General features: G+C 73.4%; 16 protein-coding genes. 7 read left to right on the forward strand and 9 right to left on the reverse strand.

The genetic code is table 11. The annotated features are described in order from the left end of the window. Positions 1–275: 275 nt before the first annotated feature. The gene (locus EDD28_RS13505) at positions 276–2,882 is read right to left on the reverse strand and encodes a LuxR C-terminal-related transcriptional regulator (protein WP_148059627.1); all 2,607 of its coding nucleotides are present in this window, start codon (positions 2,880–2,882) and stop codon (positions 276–278) included. Between the two features lie 259 nt (positions 2,883–3,141). Between EDD28_RS13505 and EDD28_RS13510 the strand changes: the two genes are divergently transcribed. Next, entirely contained in the window at positions 3,142–3,492 is a 351-nt protein-coding gene (locus EDD28_RS13510) for a hypothetical protein (RefSeq protein WP_123740305.1), read from the forward strand. Between the two features lie 34 nt (positions 3,493–3,526). Here EDD28_RS13510 and ypfJ read toward each other — a convergent pair whose 3' ends face one another. Continuing rightward, positions 3,527–4,438: a KPN_02809 family neutral zinc metallopeptidase gene (gene ypfJ / locus EDD28_RS13515; RefSeq protein ID WP_123740306.1), complete on the reverse strand. Its 912-nt coding sequence runs from the start codon at positions 4,436–4,438 to the stop codon at positions 3,527–3,529. A 43-nt stretch (positions 4,439–4,481) separates the two neighbouring features. Next, on the reverse strand, positions 4,482–5,387 hold the full coding sequence (locus EDD28_RS13520) for a DUF1444 domain-containing protein (protein ID WP_123740307.1): 906 nt from the start codon (positions 5,385–5,387) through the stop codon (positions 4,482–4,484). A gap of 101 nt (positions 5,388–5,488) precedes the next feature. Here EDD28_RS13520 and EDD28_RS13525 point away from each other — a divergent pair, with 101 nt between their 5' ends. Continuing rightward, positions 5,489–6,100, forward strand: a complete 612-nt coding sequence (locus EDD28_RS13525; protein WP_211339231.1) for a biotin transporter BioY — start codon at positions 5,489–5,491, stop codon at positions 6,098–6,100. Between the two features lie 79 nt (positions 6,101–6,179). Continuing rightward, positions 6,180–7,778 (forward strand): ABC-F family ATP-binding cassette domain-containing protein, encoded by a 1,599-nt coding sequence (locus tag EDD28_RS13530; RefSeq protein WP_123740308.1) that lies wholly within the window; start codon positions 6,180–6,182, stop codon positions 7,776–7,778. Here the strand turns inward: EDD28_RS13530 and EDD28_RS13535 are convergent. The 3 genes from EDD28_RS13535 to EDD28_RS13545 are packed head-to-tail and all read right to left on the reverse strand — an operon-like array spanning position 7,751 to position 9,185. Continuing rightward, positions 7,751–8,668, reverse strand: coding sequence for an SURF1 family protein (locus EDD28_RS13535; protein ID WP_148059628.1), 918 nt, complete (start codon positions 8,666–8,668; stop codon positions 7,751–7,753). The two genes, EDD28_RS13530 and EDD28_RS13535, sit on opposite strands and share 28 nt — an antisense overlap. Further along, positions 8,665–8,880 (reverse strand): hypothetical protein, encoded by a 216-nt coding sequence (locus EDD28_RS13540; protein WP_123740310.1) that lies wholly within the window; start codon positions 8,878–8,880, stop codon positions 8,665–8,667. Before EDD28_RS13540 ends, EDD28_RS13535 begins: the two co-directional genes overlap by 4 nt. After that, positions 8,877–9,185, reverse strand: coding sequence for a DUF3099 domain-containing protein (locus EDD28_RS13545; RefSeq protein ID WP_123740311.1), 309 nt, complete (start codon positions 9,183–9,185; stop codon positions 8,877–8,879). The genes EDD28_RS13540 and EDD28_RS13545 overlap by 4 nt, the downstream gene beginning before the upstream one ends. Before the next feature lie 59 nt (positions 9,186–9,244). Between EDD28_RS13545 and EDD28_RS13550 the strand changes: the two genes are divergently transcribed. The 3 genes from EDD28_RS13550 to EDD28_RS13560 all read left to right on the forward strand — a co-directional run bounded on the left by EDD28_RS13550 (position 9,245) and on the right by EDD28_RS13560 (position 11,326). Then, positions 9,245–9,964 carry a beta-ketoacyl-ACP reductase gene (locus EDD28_RS13550; protein ID WP_123740312.1) on the forward strand — a complete coding sequence of 240 codons (720 nt, stop codon included), beginning with the start codon at positions 9,245–9,247 and terminating at the stop codon, positions 9,962–9,964. A 68-nt stretch (positions 9,965–10,032) separates the two neighbouring features. Then, complete coding sequence (gene fabI / locus EDD28_RS13555; protein WP_123740313.1) at positions 10,033–10,800, forward strand: enoyl-ACP reductase FabI; 768 nt, start codon at positions 10,033–10,035, stop codon at positions 10,798–10,800. Between the two features lie 13 nt (positions 10,801–10,813). After that, entirely contained in the window at positions 10,814–11,326 is a 513-nt protein-coding gene (locus tag EDD28_RS13560; RefSeq protein ID WP_123740314.1) for a SixA phosphatase family protein, read from the forward strand. A 46-nt stretch (positions 11,327–11,372) separates the two neighbouring features. On the opposite strand, the gene serB is transcribed toward EDD28_RS13560, so the two are convergent. Both serB and glgC read right to left on the reverse strand, forming a co-directional pair. Further along, complete coding sequence (gene serB / locus EDD28_RS13565) at positions 11,373–12,044, reverse strand: phosphoserine phosphatase SerB (protein ID WP_281272570.1); 672 nt, start codon at positions 12,042–12,044, stop codon at positions 11,373–11,375. Beyond that, a complete protein-coding gene (glgC, locus tag EDD28_RS13570; protein ID WP_123740315.1) occupies positions 12,041–13,309 on the reverse strand; it encodes a glucose-1-phosphate adenylyltransferase in 1,269 nt (422 codons plus the stop codon). The genes serB and glgC overlap by 4 nt, the downstream gene beginning before the upstream one ends. A 124-nt stretch (positions 13,310–13,433) precedes the next feature. On the opposite strand from glgC, the gene glgA reads away from it, so the two are divergent. Next, a complete protein-coding gene (gene glgA, locus EDD28_RS13575; protein WP_123740316.1) occupies positions 13,434–14,687 on the forward strand; it encodes a glycogen synthase in 1,254 nt (417 codons plus the stop codon). Between the two features lie 131 nt (positions 14,688–14,818). Here glgA and EDD28_RS13580 read toward each other — a convergent pair whose 3' ends face one another. Next, positions 14,819–15,493 (reverse strand): hypothetical protein, encoded by a 675-nt coding sequence (locus EDD28_RS13580; RefSeq protein ID WP_123740317.1) that lies wholly within the window; start codon positions 15,491–15,493, stop codon positions 14,819–14,821. Between the last annotated feature and the right edge of the window lie 77 nt (positions 15,494–15,570).

A 15,570-nucleotide genomic window follows, 5' to 3' on the forward strand; every position in this document is an offset into this window, starting at 1 on the left:
CTGGCGCTCAGATCGGGTGGATTCCCAGTGATCCTTTCGTAGCCAGAGAGTGACGACCGTGCTGGATGACCCCTTTTCATCCCCCGACGACGGCATTTGGTACCGGGGTTAGTCCCGGGTGAGCGCGCGGGTGAGAGCCGGGGTGGGGCCGCGCCGTCGGTCGTCGCGAGCTGCCCCCGTCGGCCGGCGCGCGGGGTCGCCGAGAGACCCCGCGGTGCGGGTGCGACGGGAGGGCGTCCGGCCGGCGGTCGGTGCGGCCGGCCGTCGGCCGGCGGTCAGTGCCGCGGGAGCTGGTCGAGCAGCCCCAGCTCGCGCGCCACGGCGATGGCCGCCTGGCGCGAGGAGACGCCGAGCTTGCGGTAGATGCTCTGGAGCTGGGACTTGACCGTGTGCGGGGAGACGACGAGCGCGGTCGCCACCGCGCGGATGCCGTCGTGCTCGACGAGGGTGCCGAGCACGACCATCTCCCGCTTCGTCAGGCTGACCGTCGTCGCGACGGAGGGCCGTCCGGCCGAGGACGGCACGTCGAGGTAGCGCCGGATGCTCGGCGACTCGCGCTCGACGCCGAGGTCGTACAGGAGCCGCCGGTCGCTGGGCGTCAGCAGGGCCACGTGCATCCGCGGGCCGTAGCTCTCCCACGCGAGCGTCGCCGCGTTGAGCCACCGCCAGGCCCGCTCGGCGTCCCCGGCTCGCAGGGCGGCGACCGCCCCGTACGTCTGCAGCTCCGCCCGCGTCCGGATGGTGTGCCCCGCCAGGTCGAGGAGCTCCGACGTCCGGCGCAGCGCCTCGTCGTCCCGGCCCTCGGCCAGCAGGATCGCGACCCGCGCGGCCGCCGTGTAGGGGCTGGTCGCCGGCTGGTCCGCCAGCGCGCCGACGGCCTCGCGGTGCTCCCCGCCCGCCAGCCAGGCGAGGGCGATGGCCGCCTGGAGCCGCTCGGTCGCGACGTTGTCGCCGACGCCCGGGGGCGGAACCGGCTCCGCGAGCTCCGCGCTGATCCGGATCGCCTCGGCGTGGGCCTGGCCCAGCCCGTGGCGGGCCGAGACCGAGATGCCGGCGAAGAAGGGCCAGAACTCGGCCGTGTGGTTGTAGGGGACCGTCCCGCGCAGGTGCTCGATAGCGCCAGCGAAGTCGAGCGCGTCCAGCAGCTCGTACCCCTCCGCGATGAGGCCGGGCCCGTTGAGGTAGGTGTTGCGCAGCCCGGCCGGCCACGCGTCGTCGTCGATCGCCCGGAACGCCGCCCGCGCCCGGACGAGGTCGCCGGCGAAGGCGTTGATGCCGGCCGCGTAGACGGTCGAGTAGTTCCTCGTGGTCTGCGTCGGCAGCAGCGCGACGGAGCGGTGGACGGCGTCGAGCGCCTCCTCGATCCGGCCCCGCTGGAGGAGGGAGTACGAGAGCTGGCGCATGACCGTCCCGACGGTCTCGCCGTAGCGGACGCGCAGGTCCGGCGGGATCGCGTCGACCAGCGCGAGCGCCTCCTGCGCCGCGTCGGCCGACTCGTGGAATCGGCCGTCGAACCGGCGGGCGATGGCCTGCATGCCGGCGAGCGTGAACGCGTCGACGGTCGGCTCGATGTACGAGGGTCGCGCCGTCGACCCGTAGGCGATCCGGGCCGCCCACGGTCCCTGCGCGCGGACCATCGTGTTGGTCAGGAGGGCGAGCGCGAGCGCGAAGGCGAGCATCGGGTACCGATCGAGCACCTCGGGCGGGACGGTCCGCAGCGCCGGGAGGAACCGGTCGGTGATGTAGCTGTCGGGGTTGCCGATGACCACCGAGACGAAGACGCGGTCGGCGAGCGCGTAGTCCTCGCCGTCGATCGCGAACTGGAGCGCCTGCTCGACGACCTCCTCGTTCTCCAGGAGCCACTGCGCCGTCGTCACGCACGAGCGGCGGAACCGCTCCGGGTCGGCCTTGGCGCGCGCCCGGAAGGTGTCCCGGATGGCGTCGACGTACTGGAAGACGGGGCCGCGCCGCGAGTAGGGGATCCACCGGCCGAAGCCGCTGCGCTCGAGCATCGCCAGCAGGTCGGCGGCGTCCGGGTTGTCGCTCAGGGCCGTCGCGAGGTCGACCCCGACGTACGGCGGGACGCTGGTGTCGGTGACGAACCGCACGGCCACCGGGTCGGGCAGGAGCGACTCCAGGCGGGAGGCGACCACGGCGTTCCACTCGGCCGAGTCGAGCCGGGGCACGGTCCCGAGCTGGGCGAGGGTGAGCACGACCGCGCGAACGGCGAGCGCGTACCCCCGCGTCGCGCTCGCGATGGAGGCAGCCAGGCGGGGGTCGTCCAGCCCGGTCTGGTCCTCGATGAGCGACTGGACCTCGTCGGTGGTGAGCGCCAGCTCGCCCAGCGTGATGACGCGGGCGATCCCACCGGGTGGGTCCACGTCGGCGAGCCCGGTGCTCGTCCGCGTCGTGATGAGGAGCCGCAGGTCGGGGACGGCGACGACGAGGCGTGCCAGGTCCGCGTCGATCTCGGGCATGGCGGCGCCGAGGTACTCGTAGGCGTCGAGGGCGATCGTCACGGGATCGGTGCTCGTCAGCAGGTCGGCCGCGATCCGGACCGGGTCGGCCGCCATGGCGAGCTGCGCCCGGGTGCGGCGCATCTGCTCCTCGGACAGGCCGCCGAGCCGGGCCGCGCTCGTGGCGACGTGGTGCCAGAAGGACTGCCGACTCGTGATGGTGTCGTTGAGCGAGACCCACAGGACGGGGGCGCGGTTGGTCTCGTGCAGCAGCCAGCTGCGCAGCAGCGTCGTCTTGCCGCAGCCGGAGGGTCCCTGGACGACGCAGACCCGCACGAGCGGGGAACCGATGACCCGGTAGAGGCGGGGTCGATCGACGACTCCGGCGATCGAGGCGTGCGTCACGCGATCACGGGAGGGTGGCATGCGCCCGTTCTACCAGTCTCCCGGCGAGAAACTAAGTGATGCTCGGAGGGCGTGCGAAAAGGTCGGAAGACGTGCGTCGACGCGCTTTGTTGGCGGCCGATCCGGGCGTCCTGGGGTGGGGTGAGAAGGACTCGGTGGCTTTCGGTCGGCCTCGCGTCGACGGATCGAAGGGTCGCCGGCGGGTACCGTAGCGTCGTTCGTGGCCGGCTCGTGTCCAGGCCGGCCGCGGCGACGAACCGACGACCCAGCAGGAGGCGCCATGACCCGCACGACCACCCGCACGCTGCTCGCCCTGCCGCTCCTCGCGGCTCTTGGACTCGCCGCCTGCGGCTCGAACGGGAGCGGCGGGAGCGCCTCCGGCCGTCCCAGCGCGGGGGAGATCGCGAAGGTGCTGACCGCCGGCTCGGACGTGACCAACGGGTCGACGATGGATCAGGAGATGGCCGACTGCTACGCCGGCATCCTGGCCGACTCGAAGCTGAGCGACGAGACGCTGCGCGCACTCGTGGACGGCGACGAGAACTACACGCCGGCAGACGAGGAGGCCGAGGGGAACGCGCTCGTCGAGGCGTTCACCCAGGCCGCCGCCGACTGCGGCACCCCGTCCTGAACTTCGGCGGCCCCGGTCCGGGGCCGCCACCGGCTCAGAGCTGGTCGCCGCTCACCGCGAACGTGTCGCACGCCGTGAGCGTCCCCTCGTTGTACCCGGTGACGAACCAGTTCTGCCGCTGGACCGAGGACCCGTGGGTCCAGGTGTCGGGCTGGACCTGACCGCTGAACGTCTCCTGGATGTGGTCGTCGCCGACGGCCGCGGCCGCCGAGAGCGCCTGCTCGACCTCCTGCTGGGTCGGCGCCAGGAGGTAGGAGTTCCCGTTGGCGTCCTTGGTCTCGACGGCGCCGCGGACCCACATGCCGGCGTAGCAGTCGGCCTGGAGCTCGAGCCGGACCGCGTCCGACGTCGGGCCCGTCCCGGTCCGGTTCACCGCGTCCATCGTGCCGAGCTGGTTCTGGATGTGGTGCCCGAACTCGTGGGCGACGACGTAGAGCTCGCCGAGCGGCCCGCCCTCGGCGCCGAACTTGCCCGACAGCTCGGCGAAGAACGACGTGTCGAGGTACACGGTGCGGTCGGGCGGGCAGTAGAACGGACCGACCGCCGAGGTCGCCGCGCCGCACGCCGTGCTCACCTGCGCGGTGAACAGCTCGAACCCTGGCAGCTCGTAGGGGATGCCGGCCTGGTCCGGGAGCGTCGTCTCCCAGAAGGCGTCGAGCGAGAGCGCCGTCGCCTGCATCCGGCACTCGACGCGCTCGTTCGCGTCGGCGCCGTCGAGGCAGTCGACGAGCGACTCCTCGCCCTCGCCGGGCGCGTACTCGGCCTGGTTGGTGCCCGTGAGCCCGGACAGGTCGATGTCCTGGGCGTTCCCGCCGAGGAGCTGCACGACCAGGAGGATGAGCAGCCCGATCCCACCGACGCCACCGACGGCGACGCCGGTCGCGCGTCCGGCGCCGGCCCTGCGGACCCGGTTGCCCGAGATGTCCGCGTCCTTGTTGAACGTCATCGTCGCCCCCTGTCGAGTGTGGCCGAGCCCATCGTAGGAGTCGTCAGCCGATCGCGCCGATGGCGCGCATGGCGTCCTCGAACCGCCCGGTCACCGTGAGCGTGAAGTCCGCGCCGTCGCGGCGGCTGACCGGCTCCAGCGTGCCGTCGGGGGCGCGGTAGTGGACGACGTCCGTGATGCCGCCGGGCAGGTCGGCCTCGGCGATGTAGCGCAGCGGCTTCATCGCGCTGACGACGCCGGTCGCGCTGGTGACCGGGTGGATCGCGACGACGGTCCGCGCCGGCAGCACCACGAGGTAGCCGTTGCTCAGGTCGAGGGACAGCCCGGCCGCCGCGAGCAGCTCGTCCATCCGCAGGAGCTGGCTCGCGCCGAAGAAGTCCTCGCTCTCGAACAGGTGCACGGCCCCGGCGGGGTCGCCGTCGTCGGCGTCGAACCGGCGGTAGGCCGGCTGCGGGAGCCGGCGCAGGTTCTCGATCGCCACCGGCCAGACGGCCTCCCAGCCGCCGTACTTCGCGACGTCCAGCTCGGTCGCGACCTGGTCCGGGTGGTCGATCGCCGGCAGGACGAGGAGGTCGTCGGTGAGCCGGATCCCCGCCGTTGCGACCTGCTCCTCGGCGTCCGCCGGCAGGCCCTGGAAGGTCGCGCGGTGCAGGATCCGGGGATAGATCCGGTCCCACACCTCCTCGAGGTTCGCGGGGGAGTCGGGCGGGGAGGTCATTATGCCGACGAACCGCGTCACCTCGGCCGCCCAGTCGTCGGTCGGGACGTCGGCCAGGCGCTTGCGCAGGTTGTCGAGGTAGCAGCGCTGCGTGCCGCCGGCGGCGTCGGGGTAGGTGAGCTCGTCCGGCGAGACGACGGTCGGGGTGAACCCGCGGGACCGGAGCTCGTCCGCCACCATCGTCGTCAGGTCGGGGCTCTGCTTCTTGCGCCAGCCGTCGAAGAATCCCATCCGCTCACGCTAGTCGCTGTCGGGTTCCCACAACCGGTGCCCCCGCGGTTGGTAGGTGGCGCGCCGTCACCGCCCGCGTCGCCTGCCCCTACGGTTGTGCCGTGACGACAACTCCCACGGCCGCCATCGCGCTCGGCTCACGCCCCGTCCTCGCCGACCTCCTGCCCGCCGCCGGCACCCGTGCCCGCGCGCTGGTGGCCGACGCCGTCCTCGTGCTCACCGGGACGCTGCTCGTCGCCGGGCTCTCGCAGGTGCTCGTCCCGCTGCCCTTCACGCCCGTGCCGCTCTCGCTCGGGACGTTCGGCGTGCTCCTCGTCGGGGCCGCCCTCGGCCCGCTGCGTGCGACGGTGTCGCTGGCGCTCTACCTCCTCGCCGGCATCGCCGGCGTCGGCTGGTTCGCCGGCGGCGCCTCCGGCTGGCAGTTCGCCTCGTTCGGCTACCTGCTCGGGATGGTGCTCGCGGCCGCCGTCGTCGGCGCCCTCGCGCGCCGCGGCGTCGACCGGTCGGTGTGGCGCACGACGCTCGCCGGCCTCCTCGCCGGCGTCGTCGTCTATGCGCTCGGCGTGCCGTGGCTCATGGTCTTCCTCGGCGTCGACCTGCCGACGGCGCTCGCCCTCGGCGTCGTGCCCTTCCTCGTCGGCGACGCGATCAAGGCCCTCCTCGCCGCGGCCCTGCTGCCGGGCGCCTGGGCGCTCGTGGGCCGCCTGCGCTGACCACGGCGCCCGCCGTCCGGGTCGCCGGCCGGGCCGCCCGGCGATTTCGGCTTGCCGCGGCGACCTAGACTCTCCCCACGTGATCACCACCCAGGCCCTCGAGATCCGCATCGGTGCCCGCACGCTCCTGCAGGACGCGTCGCTGCGCATCGACGACGGCGACCGGATCGGCCTCGTCGGGCGCAACGGCGCCGGCAAGACGACCCTGACGAAGATCCTCGCGGGGGAGGGCCAGCCGACCGGCGGCCAGGTCATCCGCACGGACGACGTCGGCTACCTCCCGCAGGACCCGCGCACGGGTGACCTCGAGGTGCTCGCGCGCGACCGGGTGCTCTCGGCGCGCGGCCTCGACGCGACCATCCGCAACATGCGCAAGGCCGAGCAGCTCATGAGCGACGGCACGCCCGAGCAGCGCGAGAAGGCGATGGAGCGCTACTCCCGCCTCGAGGCGACGTTCCTGTCGAAGGGTGGCTGGGCCGCCGAGGCCGAGGCGGCGCGGATCACGAGCAACCTCGGCCTGCCGACCCGCGTGCTCGATCAGCAGCTCCGCACCCTCTCGGGCGGACAGCGTCGCCGCGTCGAGCTCGCCCGCATCCTGTTCTCCGGTGCGCGCACGCTCCTGCTCGACGAGCCGACCAACCACCTCGACGCCGACTCGATCGTGTGGCTGCGCGACTACCTCACCGCCTACCCGGGTGGCTTCATCGTCATCTCCCACGACGTCGAGCTGCTGCGCGCCACCGTCAACAAGGTGTTCCACCTCGACGCCAACCGCGCCGTGATCGACCTCTACAACCTCGGCTGGGACGCCTACCTCACCCAGCGCGAGACGGACGAGAAGCGGCGGCGGCGCGAGCGCGCGAACGCCGAGAAGAAGGCCGCGACGCTGCTGGCGCAGGCCGACAAGATGAAGGCGAAGGCCACGAAGGCCGTGGCGGCGCAGAACATGGCCCGCCGCGCCGAGCGGATGCTCGCCGGGCTCGAGGAGACCCGTCAGGCGGACAAGGTGGCGCACCTGCGCTTCCCCGACCCCGCGCCGTGCGGGCGGACGCCGCTGCGCGCGAGCGACCTGTCGAAGTCCTACGGCTCGCAGGAGGTCTTCGCCGGTGTCGACCTGGCGATCGACCGCGGCTCCCGCGTCGTCGTCCTCGGCCTCAACGGCGCGGGCAAGACGACGCTCCTGCGCATCCTCGGCGGCGTCGAGGCGCCCGACACCGGCCAGGTCGAGCCCGGCCACGGCCTCAAGATCGGCTACTACGCGCAGGAGCACGAGACGCTCGACACCGGCGCGACCGTCGTGGAGAACCTGCGCCGCTCGGCGCCCGAGCTGACCGACACGCAGGTGCGCAGCGTGCTCGGCTCGTTCCTGTTCTCCGGCGACGACGCCGAGAAGCCGGCCGGGGTGCTCTCGGGCGGCGAGAAGACGCGGCTCGCGCTCGCGATGCTCGTGGTCTCGGCGGCCAACGTGCTGCTGCTCGACGAGCCGACCAACAACCTCGACCCCGCGAGCCGCCAGGAGATCCTCGGTGCGCTGCGGACATTCACGGGCGCCGTCGTGCTCGTGACGCACGACGAGGGCGCCGTCGATGCCCTCGAGCCCGAGCGCGTCCTCCTCCTGCCGGACGGCGACGAGGACCTGTGGAACTCCGACTACGCGGAGCTGGTCTCGCTGGCCTGAGCCCGGGCGTCCTGCGCCTGGGACCCCGGAGCGCGGGGGACGACCGCTTGCGCGTCGAGCAGGGCGTCCTCCTCCTCGGCGAGCGTCGGCCGGCGGCGGACCCGCTGCGGTCGAGCGACGCCGCCGTGGTCGTCCTCGCGGCCCCGCCGCGCGAGCACGACGCCGGCGACCGGGATCGCCAGGGCGAAGAACCACCACTGGAACGCGTAGGACAGGTGCGAGCGCAGGCTCGTGTCGGGGTGCGGGAACGCGTGCAGCGGCGCGGCCGGCTCGGGCACGAGCTGCATGACGTACGTGCCGGCGGCGAGGTCGCCCGCGACGTCGTCGGCCTCGGCGCCGGTGAGGCGCCCGTCGGCGACGAGCGTGTCGAGCACGGCCGACGGCGTCACGCTGAACACCTGCCCCGGCGGTCCCGTGCGCGGGTCGGCCGGCTCGGCCGCGCGCAGGCGGGCGGTGAGCTCGACCTCGCCGGGCGCCAGGTCGAGCGCGCCGCCCGGGACCGTGTCGGTCTGGGCCCACCAGCCGCGGTCGACGACGAGGACCGTTCCCGCGTCGGTCCGGAGCAGGGCGAGGGAGTGGGAGGCGTTGGACCCGTCGACGGGACGGTTGCGGAGCTGGACGCCCGTGTCGGCGACCCACTCGCCGGTCAGCCCGACCGGGCGCCACACGTCGTCGGGGTCGACCGGGGTCGTCAGCTCCGGGCCCAGCAGCTCGGCGGCGGGGACGGGGTCGGCGCCGAGGTTCGCGTTGACCAGCGCGACCTGCTCGGCGCGGTGCACGTGCCGCGTCCACTGCCAGTAGCCGAGACCGACGCATGCGATCGAGCACGCGAGGAGGAACGCGACGAGCCCGACCAGCCGGCCGCGGCCCATCGCCCCGGGTCCGCTCACCTGGCGACCCCGTGGCCCTCGCGCAGCAGCCCGATCTCGAGCGGGAACGAGCGCGCCGTGAGGAACTCGCGCAGCGAGTCGACGTGCTCCTCGCAGGCGGTCCAGACCTTGCGCCGGTCCTCGCCGTGGATGCGCGGGTTGCGCCACTCGATCGCCCACACGGCCTCGCTGCGGCAGCCGCGCGCGCTGCAGACGACGGCGCCCTGCGTCATCGGTGCTCACCGCCGTCGTCGAGCGGCTCGGGGACGGTGACGCCGGCCTCGATCCGGCGTGCCTCGACGACCTCGTCGATCCCGGGGCCGCCGCCGCTGGAGGCGACGTTGGCCAGCACGACGGCGAAGTAGGGCAGGACGACGGCGCCGACGACGAAGGCCCAGCGCCAGGGGCCGTCCACGACGATGGCCAGCGCGAAGCACGCCATCCGCACGCCCATCGTGAGCATGTAGCGGCGGCTGCGCGTCGCGCGGTCGAGGGTCCGCGACGGACGGGCACTCGTGATCGAGGGCACGCCGGTCATCCCCCGAGGGTACGCCTGCCGTCGTGCCCACCGAAGGGCTGATCCGCTAGGTTGACCGGGTGCCACACGATCACACGCCCCGCACCGTTCTCGTCACCGGCGCCACGCGCGGGATCGGCCGCGCGATCGCCGAGCGCTTCGTCGCCCTCGGTGACCGGGTGGCCACCCTCTCCCGCGGCACGGAGGTTCCGGACGGGGTCCTCGCGGTTCCCGGGGACGTCACGTCGACCGAGGCCGTCGACGCCGGGTTCACCGCGATCGAGAACGAGCTCGGACCGGTCGAGGTCCTCGTGGCCAACGCCGGCATCACGCGGGACGGCCTGCTCATGCGGATGAGCGACGCCGACTTCGACGACGTCATCGACGTCAATCTCGCCGGCGCCTTCCGGTGCGCCCGCCGTGCCAGCAAGGGGATGATCCGGCTGCGCCGCGGCCGGATCGTGCTCATCTCCTCGGTCGTCGGGCTCTACGGCGGTGCCGGACAGGTGAACTACTCGGCCAGCAAGGCCGGCCTCGTCGGGATGGCCCGCTCGATCACGCGCGAGCTCGGCGGACGCGGGATCACCGCGAACGTCGTCGCCCCCGGGTTCATCCAGACCGCGATGACCGACGCCCTCGCGACGGATCAGCAGGAGAAGTACCTCGGCGCCATCCCGGCCGGGCGGTTCGCCCAGCCCGACGAGGTGGCCGGCGTCGTCGAGTTCCTCGCCGGACCCGACGCCGGGTACATCTCGGGCGCCGTCATCCCCGTGGACGGCGGGCTGGGCATGGGCCACTGAGCCCGCCCGCGCCCCGCCAGGACACGTCACCCGCCACCGGCCACCGACCACGAACCGAAGGAGTCACCATGGGCATGCTCGAGGGCAAGACCCTGCTCGTCACGGGGGTTCTCACGAACGCCTCCATCGCCTTCCACACCGCGCGCCTCGCGCAGGAGCAGGGGGCGCGTGTCATCCTCACCTCCTTCGGGCGCCAGATGAAGCTGACCCAGATCGCGTCGCGCAAGCTGCCCGTCGAGGCGCCCGTCGTCGAGCTCGACGTCACCGACGCCGAGCACGTCGCGGCGCTCGCCGACCGGGTCCGCGAGCACACGGACCACCTCGACGGCGTCGTGCACTCGATCGGGTTCGCGCCGCAGTCCGTCATGGGCGGCAACTTCCTCGCCGCCGAGTGGGCGGACGTCGCCACGGCGCTGGAGGTCTCGGCGTACTCGCTCAAGTCGCTCGCGGTGGCGACGCAGCAGCTGCTCGGCGAGGGCGGCGCGATCGTCGGCCTCACCTTCGACGGCCGGTACGCCTGGCCGGTCTACGACTGGATGGGCGTCGCCAAGGCGGCCTTCGAGGCCACCGCCCGCTACCTCGCCCGCGACCTCGGCCCCTCGGGCATCCGCGTCAACGTCGTCTCGGCCGGGCCGATCAAGACGACGGCCGCCAAGTCGATCCCCGGGTTCGAGCAGATGGAGGGCAACTGGGACTCCCGCGCGCCGCTCGGCTGGGACTCCACCGACCCCGAGCCGACCGCCCGCGCCGTCGTCGCGCTCCTCTCCGACTGGTTCCCGGCGACGACGGGGGAGATGCTCCACGTCGACGGCGGCTTCCACGCGATGGGCCAGTGAGCCGGTCCGCGACATGCCGACGCTGATCCTCCTGCGGCACGCCAAGGCCGAGCCGCACGCCGCAGCCGACGTCGAGCGCTCCCTCGCGCTGCGCGGTCGCCGCCAGGCTGCGGCCGTCGGTGAGGAGCTCGCCGCCGAGGGCCGGCTGCCCGACCATGCGCTGGTCTCCGCCGCTGCCAGGACGCGCCAGACCTGGGACCTCGTGGCCTCCCGGCTGCCGGGCGAGGTGACGAGCGTCGTGACGGACGAGCTGTACGAGACGGGTCCGCGCGGGGTGCTCGACCTCGTGCGCGGGGTCGACGACGCGGTCCGGACGCTGATCGTCGTGGGTCACGAGCCGGTCATGAGCGGGACGGCCGCCGTGCTCGCCGGTCCCGACTCCGACCCGGCCGCGGTCGCGCAGGTGCGCGTCGGCGTGCCGACCGCCGCGCGGTGCGTGCTCGAGGTGCCCGGGCCGTGGTCCGAGCTCGACCGCGGCGGGGCGCGCCTCGTGGCCGTCCGGCACGCGCCGGAGAGCTCCGACTGACGCCGAGGACGACCGACGTCGCTCCGGGGACGACCCGGCGGCCGGCTCAGCTCAGCAGCTCGACGACCTCGACCAGCGAGTCGTGCACGGCGTGGTCCGCCGCGGCGGCGACGACCGGCTTGGCGCGGAACGCGATCCCCAGCCCGGCGGCCGCGAGCATGTCGAGGTCGTTGGCGCCGTCGCCGATCGCGACGGTGTCCCGCATGGCAACCCCCTCGAGGGCGGCGAACTCGCGCAGCGCCGCCTCCTTGGCCGCCCGGTCGATGATCGGACCCGTGACGCGGCCCGTGAGCAGGCCGGCGTCGTCCACCTCGAGGACGTTCGCGCGCGCGTGCGCGACGTGCCAGCGGCGCGCGAGCACGGCGACGACCTCGATGAAGCCGCCCGAGACGAGCGCGAGCGGCCAGTCGCGCTCGGCGAGGAACGCGACCAGCTCCGGGACGCCGGGGGAGACCTCGACCTCGTCGGCGATCTCGGTGAGGACCGACTCTGGCACGCCCCGCAGCGTTGCGACGCGCTCCCGCAGCGACTGGGCGAAGTCGAGCTCGCCGCGCATCGCGGCCTCCGTGACGGCGGCTACCAGCTCCCGCGTGCCCGCGCGCTCGGCGATGAGCTCGATGACCTCCGCCGTGATGAAGGTCGAGTCGACGTCCATCACGACGAGACGGCGCGGGGGGAGCTCCCCCCGCGCCGTCGTCGTCTGCTCCGGGTCCGTCACCAGCGCGGGTCCGGGGTGACGGTGTCGACGCCCACGCGCATCCCCTTCGGGACGACCGTGATGCCCGATGGCGTCACGGTGAAGCCGCGGGCCAGGTCGAGCTCGCGGTTGAGGCCGACGCTCGCGCCCTCCTCCACGACGACGTTCTTGTCGAGGATCGCGCGGTTGACCTGCGCGCGCCGCTGCACGTGCACGTCGTCGAGCAGGACCGAGTCGGTGACGCGGGACCACGAGTTCAGCCGACCGCCGGGCGACACGATCGAGCCGTGCACCTCGGACCCGGACACGACGACCCCGGGGGAGATGATCGAGTCGACGGCGAGGCCGATCCGGTCGGCCGAGGAGTGGACGAACTTCGCGGGCGGCAGGCCCGTGTAGCCCGTGTAGAGCGGCCACTCGTCGTTGTAGAGGTTGAACACGGGGACCACGTGGATGAGGTCCCGGTTCGCCTCGTAGTAGGCGTCGATGTTGCCGACGTCCCGCCAGTAGTCGCGATCGCGGTCGCTGGAGCCCGGCACGTCGTTCTCGATGAAGTCGTACAGCGCGGCCTCGCCGCGGGCCACGAAGCCCGGGACGATGTCGCCGCCCATGTCGTGCCGCGAGGAGTCGTCCTCGGCGTCCCGGCGGACCGCCTCGACGAGGGCGTCCGCGTCGAACACGTAGTTGCCCATCGAGACGAGCACCTCGTCCGGGGAGTCGGCCAGCCCGACGGCGTCGGAGGGCTTCTCCCGGAAGGCGGCGATCCGGCGCGGGTCGGCCGGGTCGGCCTCGATCACCCCGAACTGGTCCGCGAGGGAGAGCGGCTGACGGATCCCCGCGACGGTCGCGCGCGCACCGGACTCGATGTGCGCCTGGACCATCTGGGAGAAGTCCATCCGGTAGATGTTGTCCGCGCCGACCACGACGACGATGTCGGGCCGCTCGTCGTAGATGAGGTTGAGGCTCTGATAGATCGCATCGGCGGATCCGAGGTACCAGTTCTTGCCCATCCGCTGCTGCGCGGGAACCTGGGCGACATAGTTGCCCAGCATGCGGGACATGTCCCAGGTCTTGGAGATGTGTCGGTCGAGGCTGTGCGACTTGTACTGGGTGAGGACGACGACGCGCAGATACCCGGAGTTCACGATGTTGGACAGCGCGAAATCGATCAGGCGATAGATACCGCCGAACGGCACTGCCGGCTTGGCCCGCTCAGCGGTGAGGGGCATGAGGCGCTTGCCTTCGCCGCCGGCGAGGACGATTGCAAGGACGCGAGGTGCTGCCATGGCCCGACTGTAGGGGGTCACCGCCCGCAGACGCCAAGCGTTCCGTCTGGTGAGCGCAAAGGAACTCTCGTGGTGAGACCGTGACGTGGTCGGCAACGACCCAATTCACTGGCAAGATGCCGCCATGAGAGTCGATCTGCTCACGCGCGAGTACCCCCCTTACATCTACGGCGGTGCCGGTGTGCACGTCGCTGAGCTGGCCGCGGTCCTGGCCCGTCGGATCGATGTCCACGTCCGCTGCTTCGACGGCCCGCGTCCGGAGGCGCCCGAGGGGGAGGACCTGCCGCGCGTCACCGGCTACGCCGACCTGCCCGAGCTCGCCGAGGCGAACGCGACGCTGCGCACCCTCGGCGTCGACCTGGAGCTGGCGCAGGGCGTCGAGGGCGCCGACCTCGTCCACTCCCACACCTGGTACGCGAACATGGGCGGCCACCTGGCCCACCTGCTGCACGGCGTCCCGCACGTCATCTCGGCCCACAGCCTCGAGCCGCTGCGGCCGTGGAAGGCCGAGCAGCTCGGCGGCGGCTACCGCGTCTCGAGCTGGGTGGAGCGCACCGCGTACCTGGCCGCGTCCGGCATCATCGCCGTGAGCGCCGGCATGCGCGAGGACATCCTGCGCTCCTACCCCGAGGTCGACCCGGAGAAGGTCTTCGTCGTGCACAACGGCATCGACCTCGAGCGCTGGTCCCGGCCCGTGGCCGAGGACGGTGACGGGCGCCGGATCACCGAGCGCGCCCGCGAGCTCGCGATCGCCCGCGGCATCGACCCCGACCGTCCCGCCGTCGTGTTCGTCGGCCGCATCACGCGCCAGAAGGGCCTGCCCTACTTCCTCCGGGCCGTGCGCCGGCTGCCGGCCGACGTCCAGATCGTGCTGTGCGCCGGCGCGCCGGACACGGCCGAGATCAAGGCCGAGGTCGAGGGACTCGTCGCCGAGCTGTCGACGGAGCGCCAGGGCGTCGTCTGGATCCCGGACATGCTGCCCCGCGAGGAGCTCGTGGCCGTGCTCGCCGCCAGCACCGTCTTCGTCTGCCCGTCGATCTACGAGCCGCTCGGCATCGTCAACCTCGAGGCGATGGCCGTCGGCCTTCCCGTCGTCGCGTCGGCGACGGGCGGCATCCCCGAGGTGGTCGACGACGGCGTGACCGGTCTGCTCGTCCAGCTCGACCAGGAGACCGACGGCACGGGCACCCCGCTGGACCCGGAGAGGTTCGAGGCGGACCTCGCGGCGGCCCTCACCGAGCTCGTGACCGACCCGGAGCGGGCGGCCACCATGGGGATCGCCGCGCGCAAGCGGGCCGAGGACCACTTCTCCTGGGAGGCGATCGGCGAGCGCACGCTCGAGGTCTACGAGACGGTGCTCGCGCGCGCCAACGGCTAGCCGGGGCGTCCGCTCTCCGCGGATCGGCCCCTGGCTCAGAGCGTCCAGTGCGGCGTGTCCCTCGGGACACTCCGCACCCGTCTCTCCTCGCGCGGACCCGATCCGCGCACAGCGGACGGTAGCCGCACCGGCTACACGCGGCGCAGCGTCGCCACCGCGACGGCCGAGCGCGCCGCGTGCCCGAGCGGTCCGAGCGCGGCGGAGCGGGCGGCGACCTGGCCGGCGGTCACGGCCGCGCCGTCGTCCTCGCGCGCCAGCTCGACGATCCGCAGGACGCGCGCCGCCTGCACCAGGAGCGCCGCCCGCCGGTCGTCGAGAGCGACCAGCAGCTCCCCGACGTCGGGGTCCGGCGGGCCGGTGAGGTCGAGGAACGCCTCGCGCAGCTCGGGCCGCTCCTTCGCGACATCGAGCTCCGTCAGGGTGTCGGTCGCCTCGTGCAGCGCCGAGACCAGGGCGAGCCGCGCCTCGCCCGGCGCGAGGCTCGGCGGGCGGACGGCGACGCCGGGCCCGCCCGCGTCCATGACCCGCCAGGCGACGCTCTCGCCCGGCTCGAGCCGCGAGCCGTAGCGCGTCACCGTCGGCAGCAGCGCCCAGGTGCCCGTGCGCGCCCGGACCACGACGGCACCGTCCGCGTCGTCCCCGTCGGTCTCCCGGACGACCGCGGGCGGGAGCCCCTGCGGGTCGCCGGGGGCTGGCAGCGCCGCCCACAGCAGCTCGGCACCGAGGCCGGGCGCGACCGCGTCGCCGCCGCCGACCTCCCAGGCGAGCGCGAGACGGACGGCGCGGGGGAGCAGGTCGATGGGCACGCGACGACGATACGGAAGCCGGGCCGGTCGAATGTCCGGCGCGGCCGCGTCACACCCGCCGGGAGCCCCGCGCGGTC

It is taken from the genome of Salana multivorans, assembly GCF_003751805.1.
In the GTDB taxonomy this organism is placed as follows: domain Bacteria; phylum Actinomycetota; class Actinomycetes; order Actinomycetales; family Beutenbergiaceae; genus Salana; species Salana multivorans.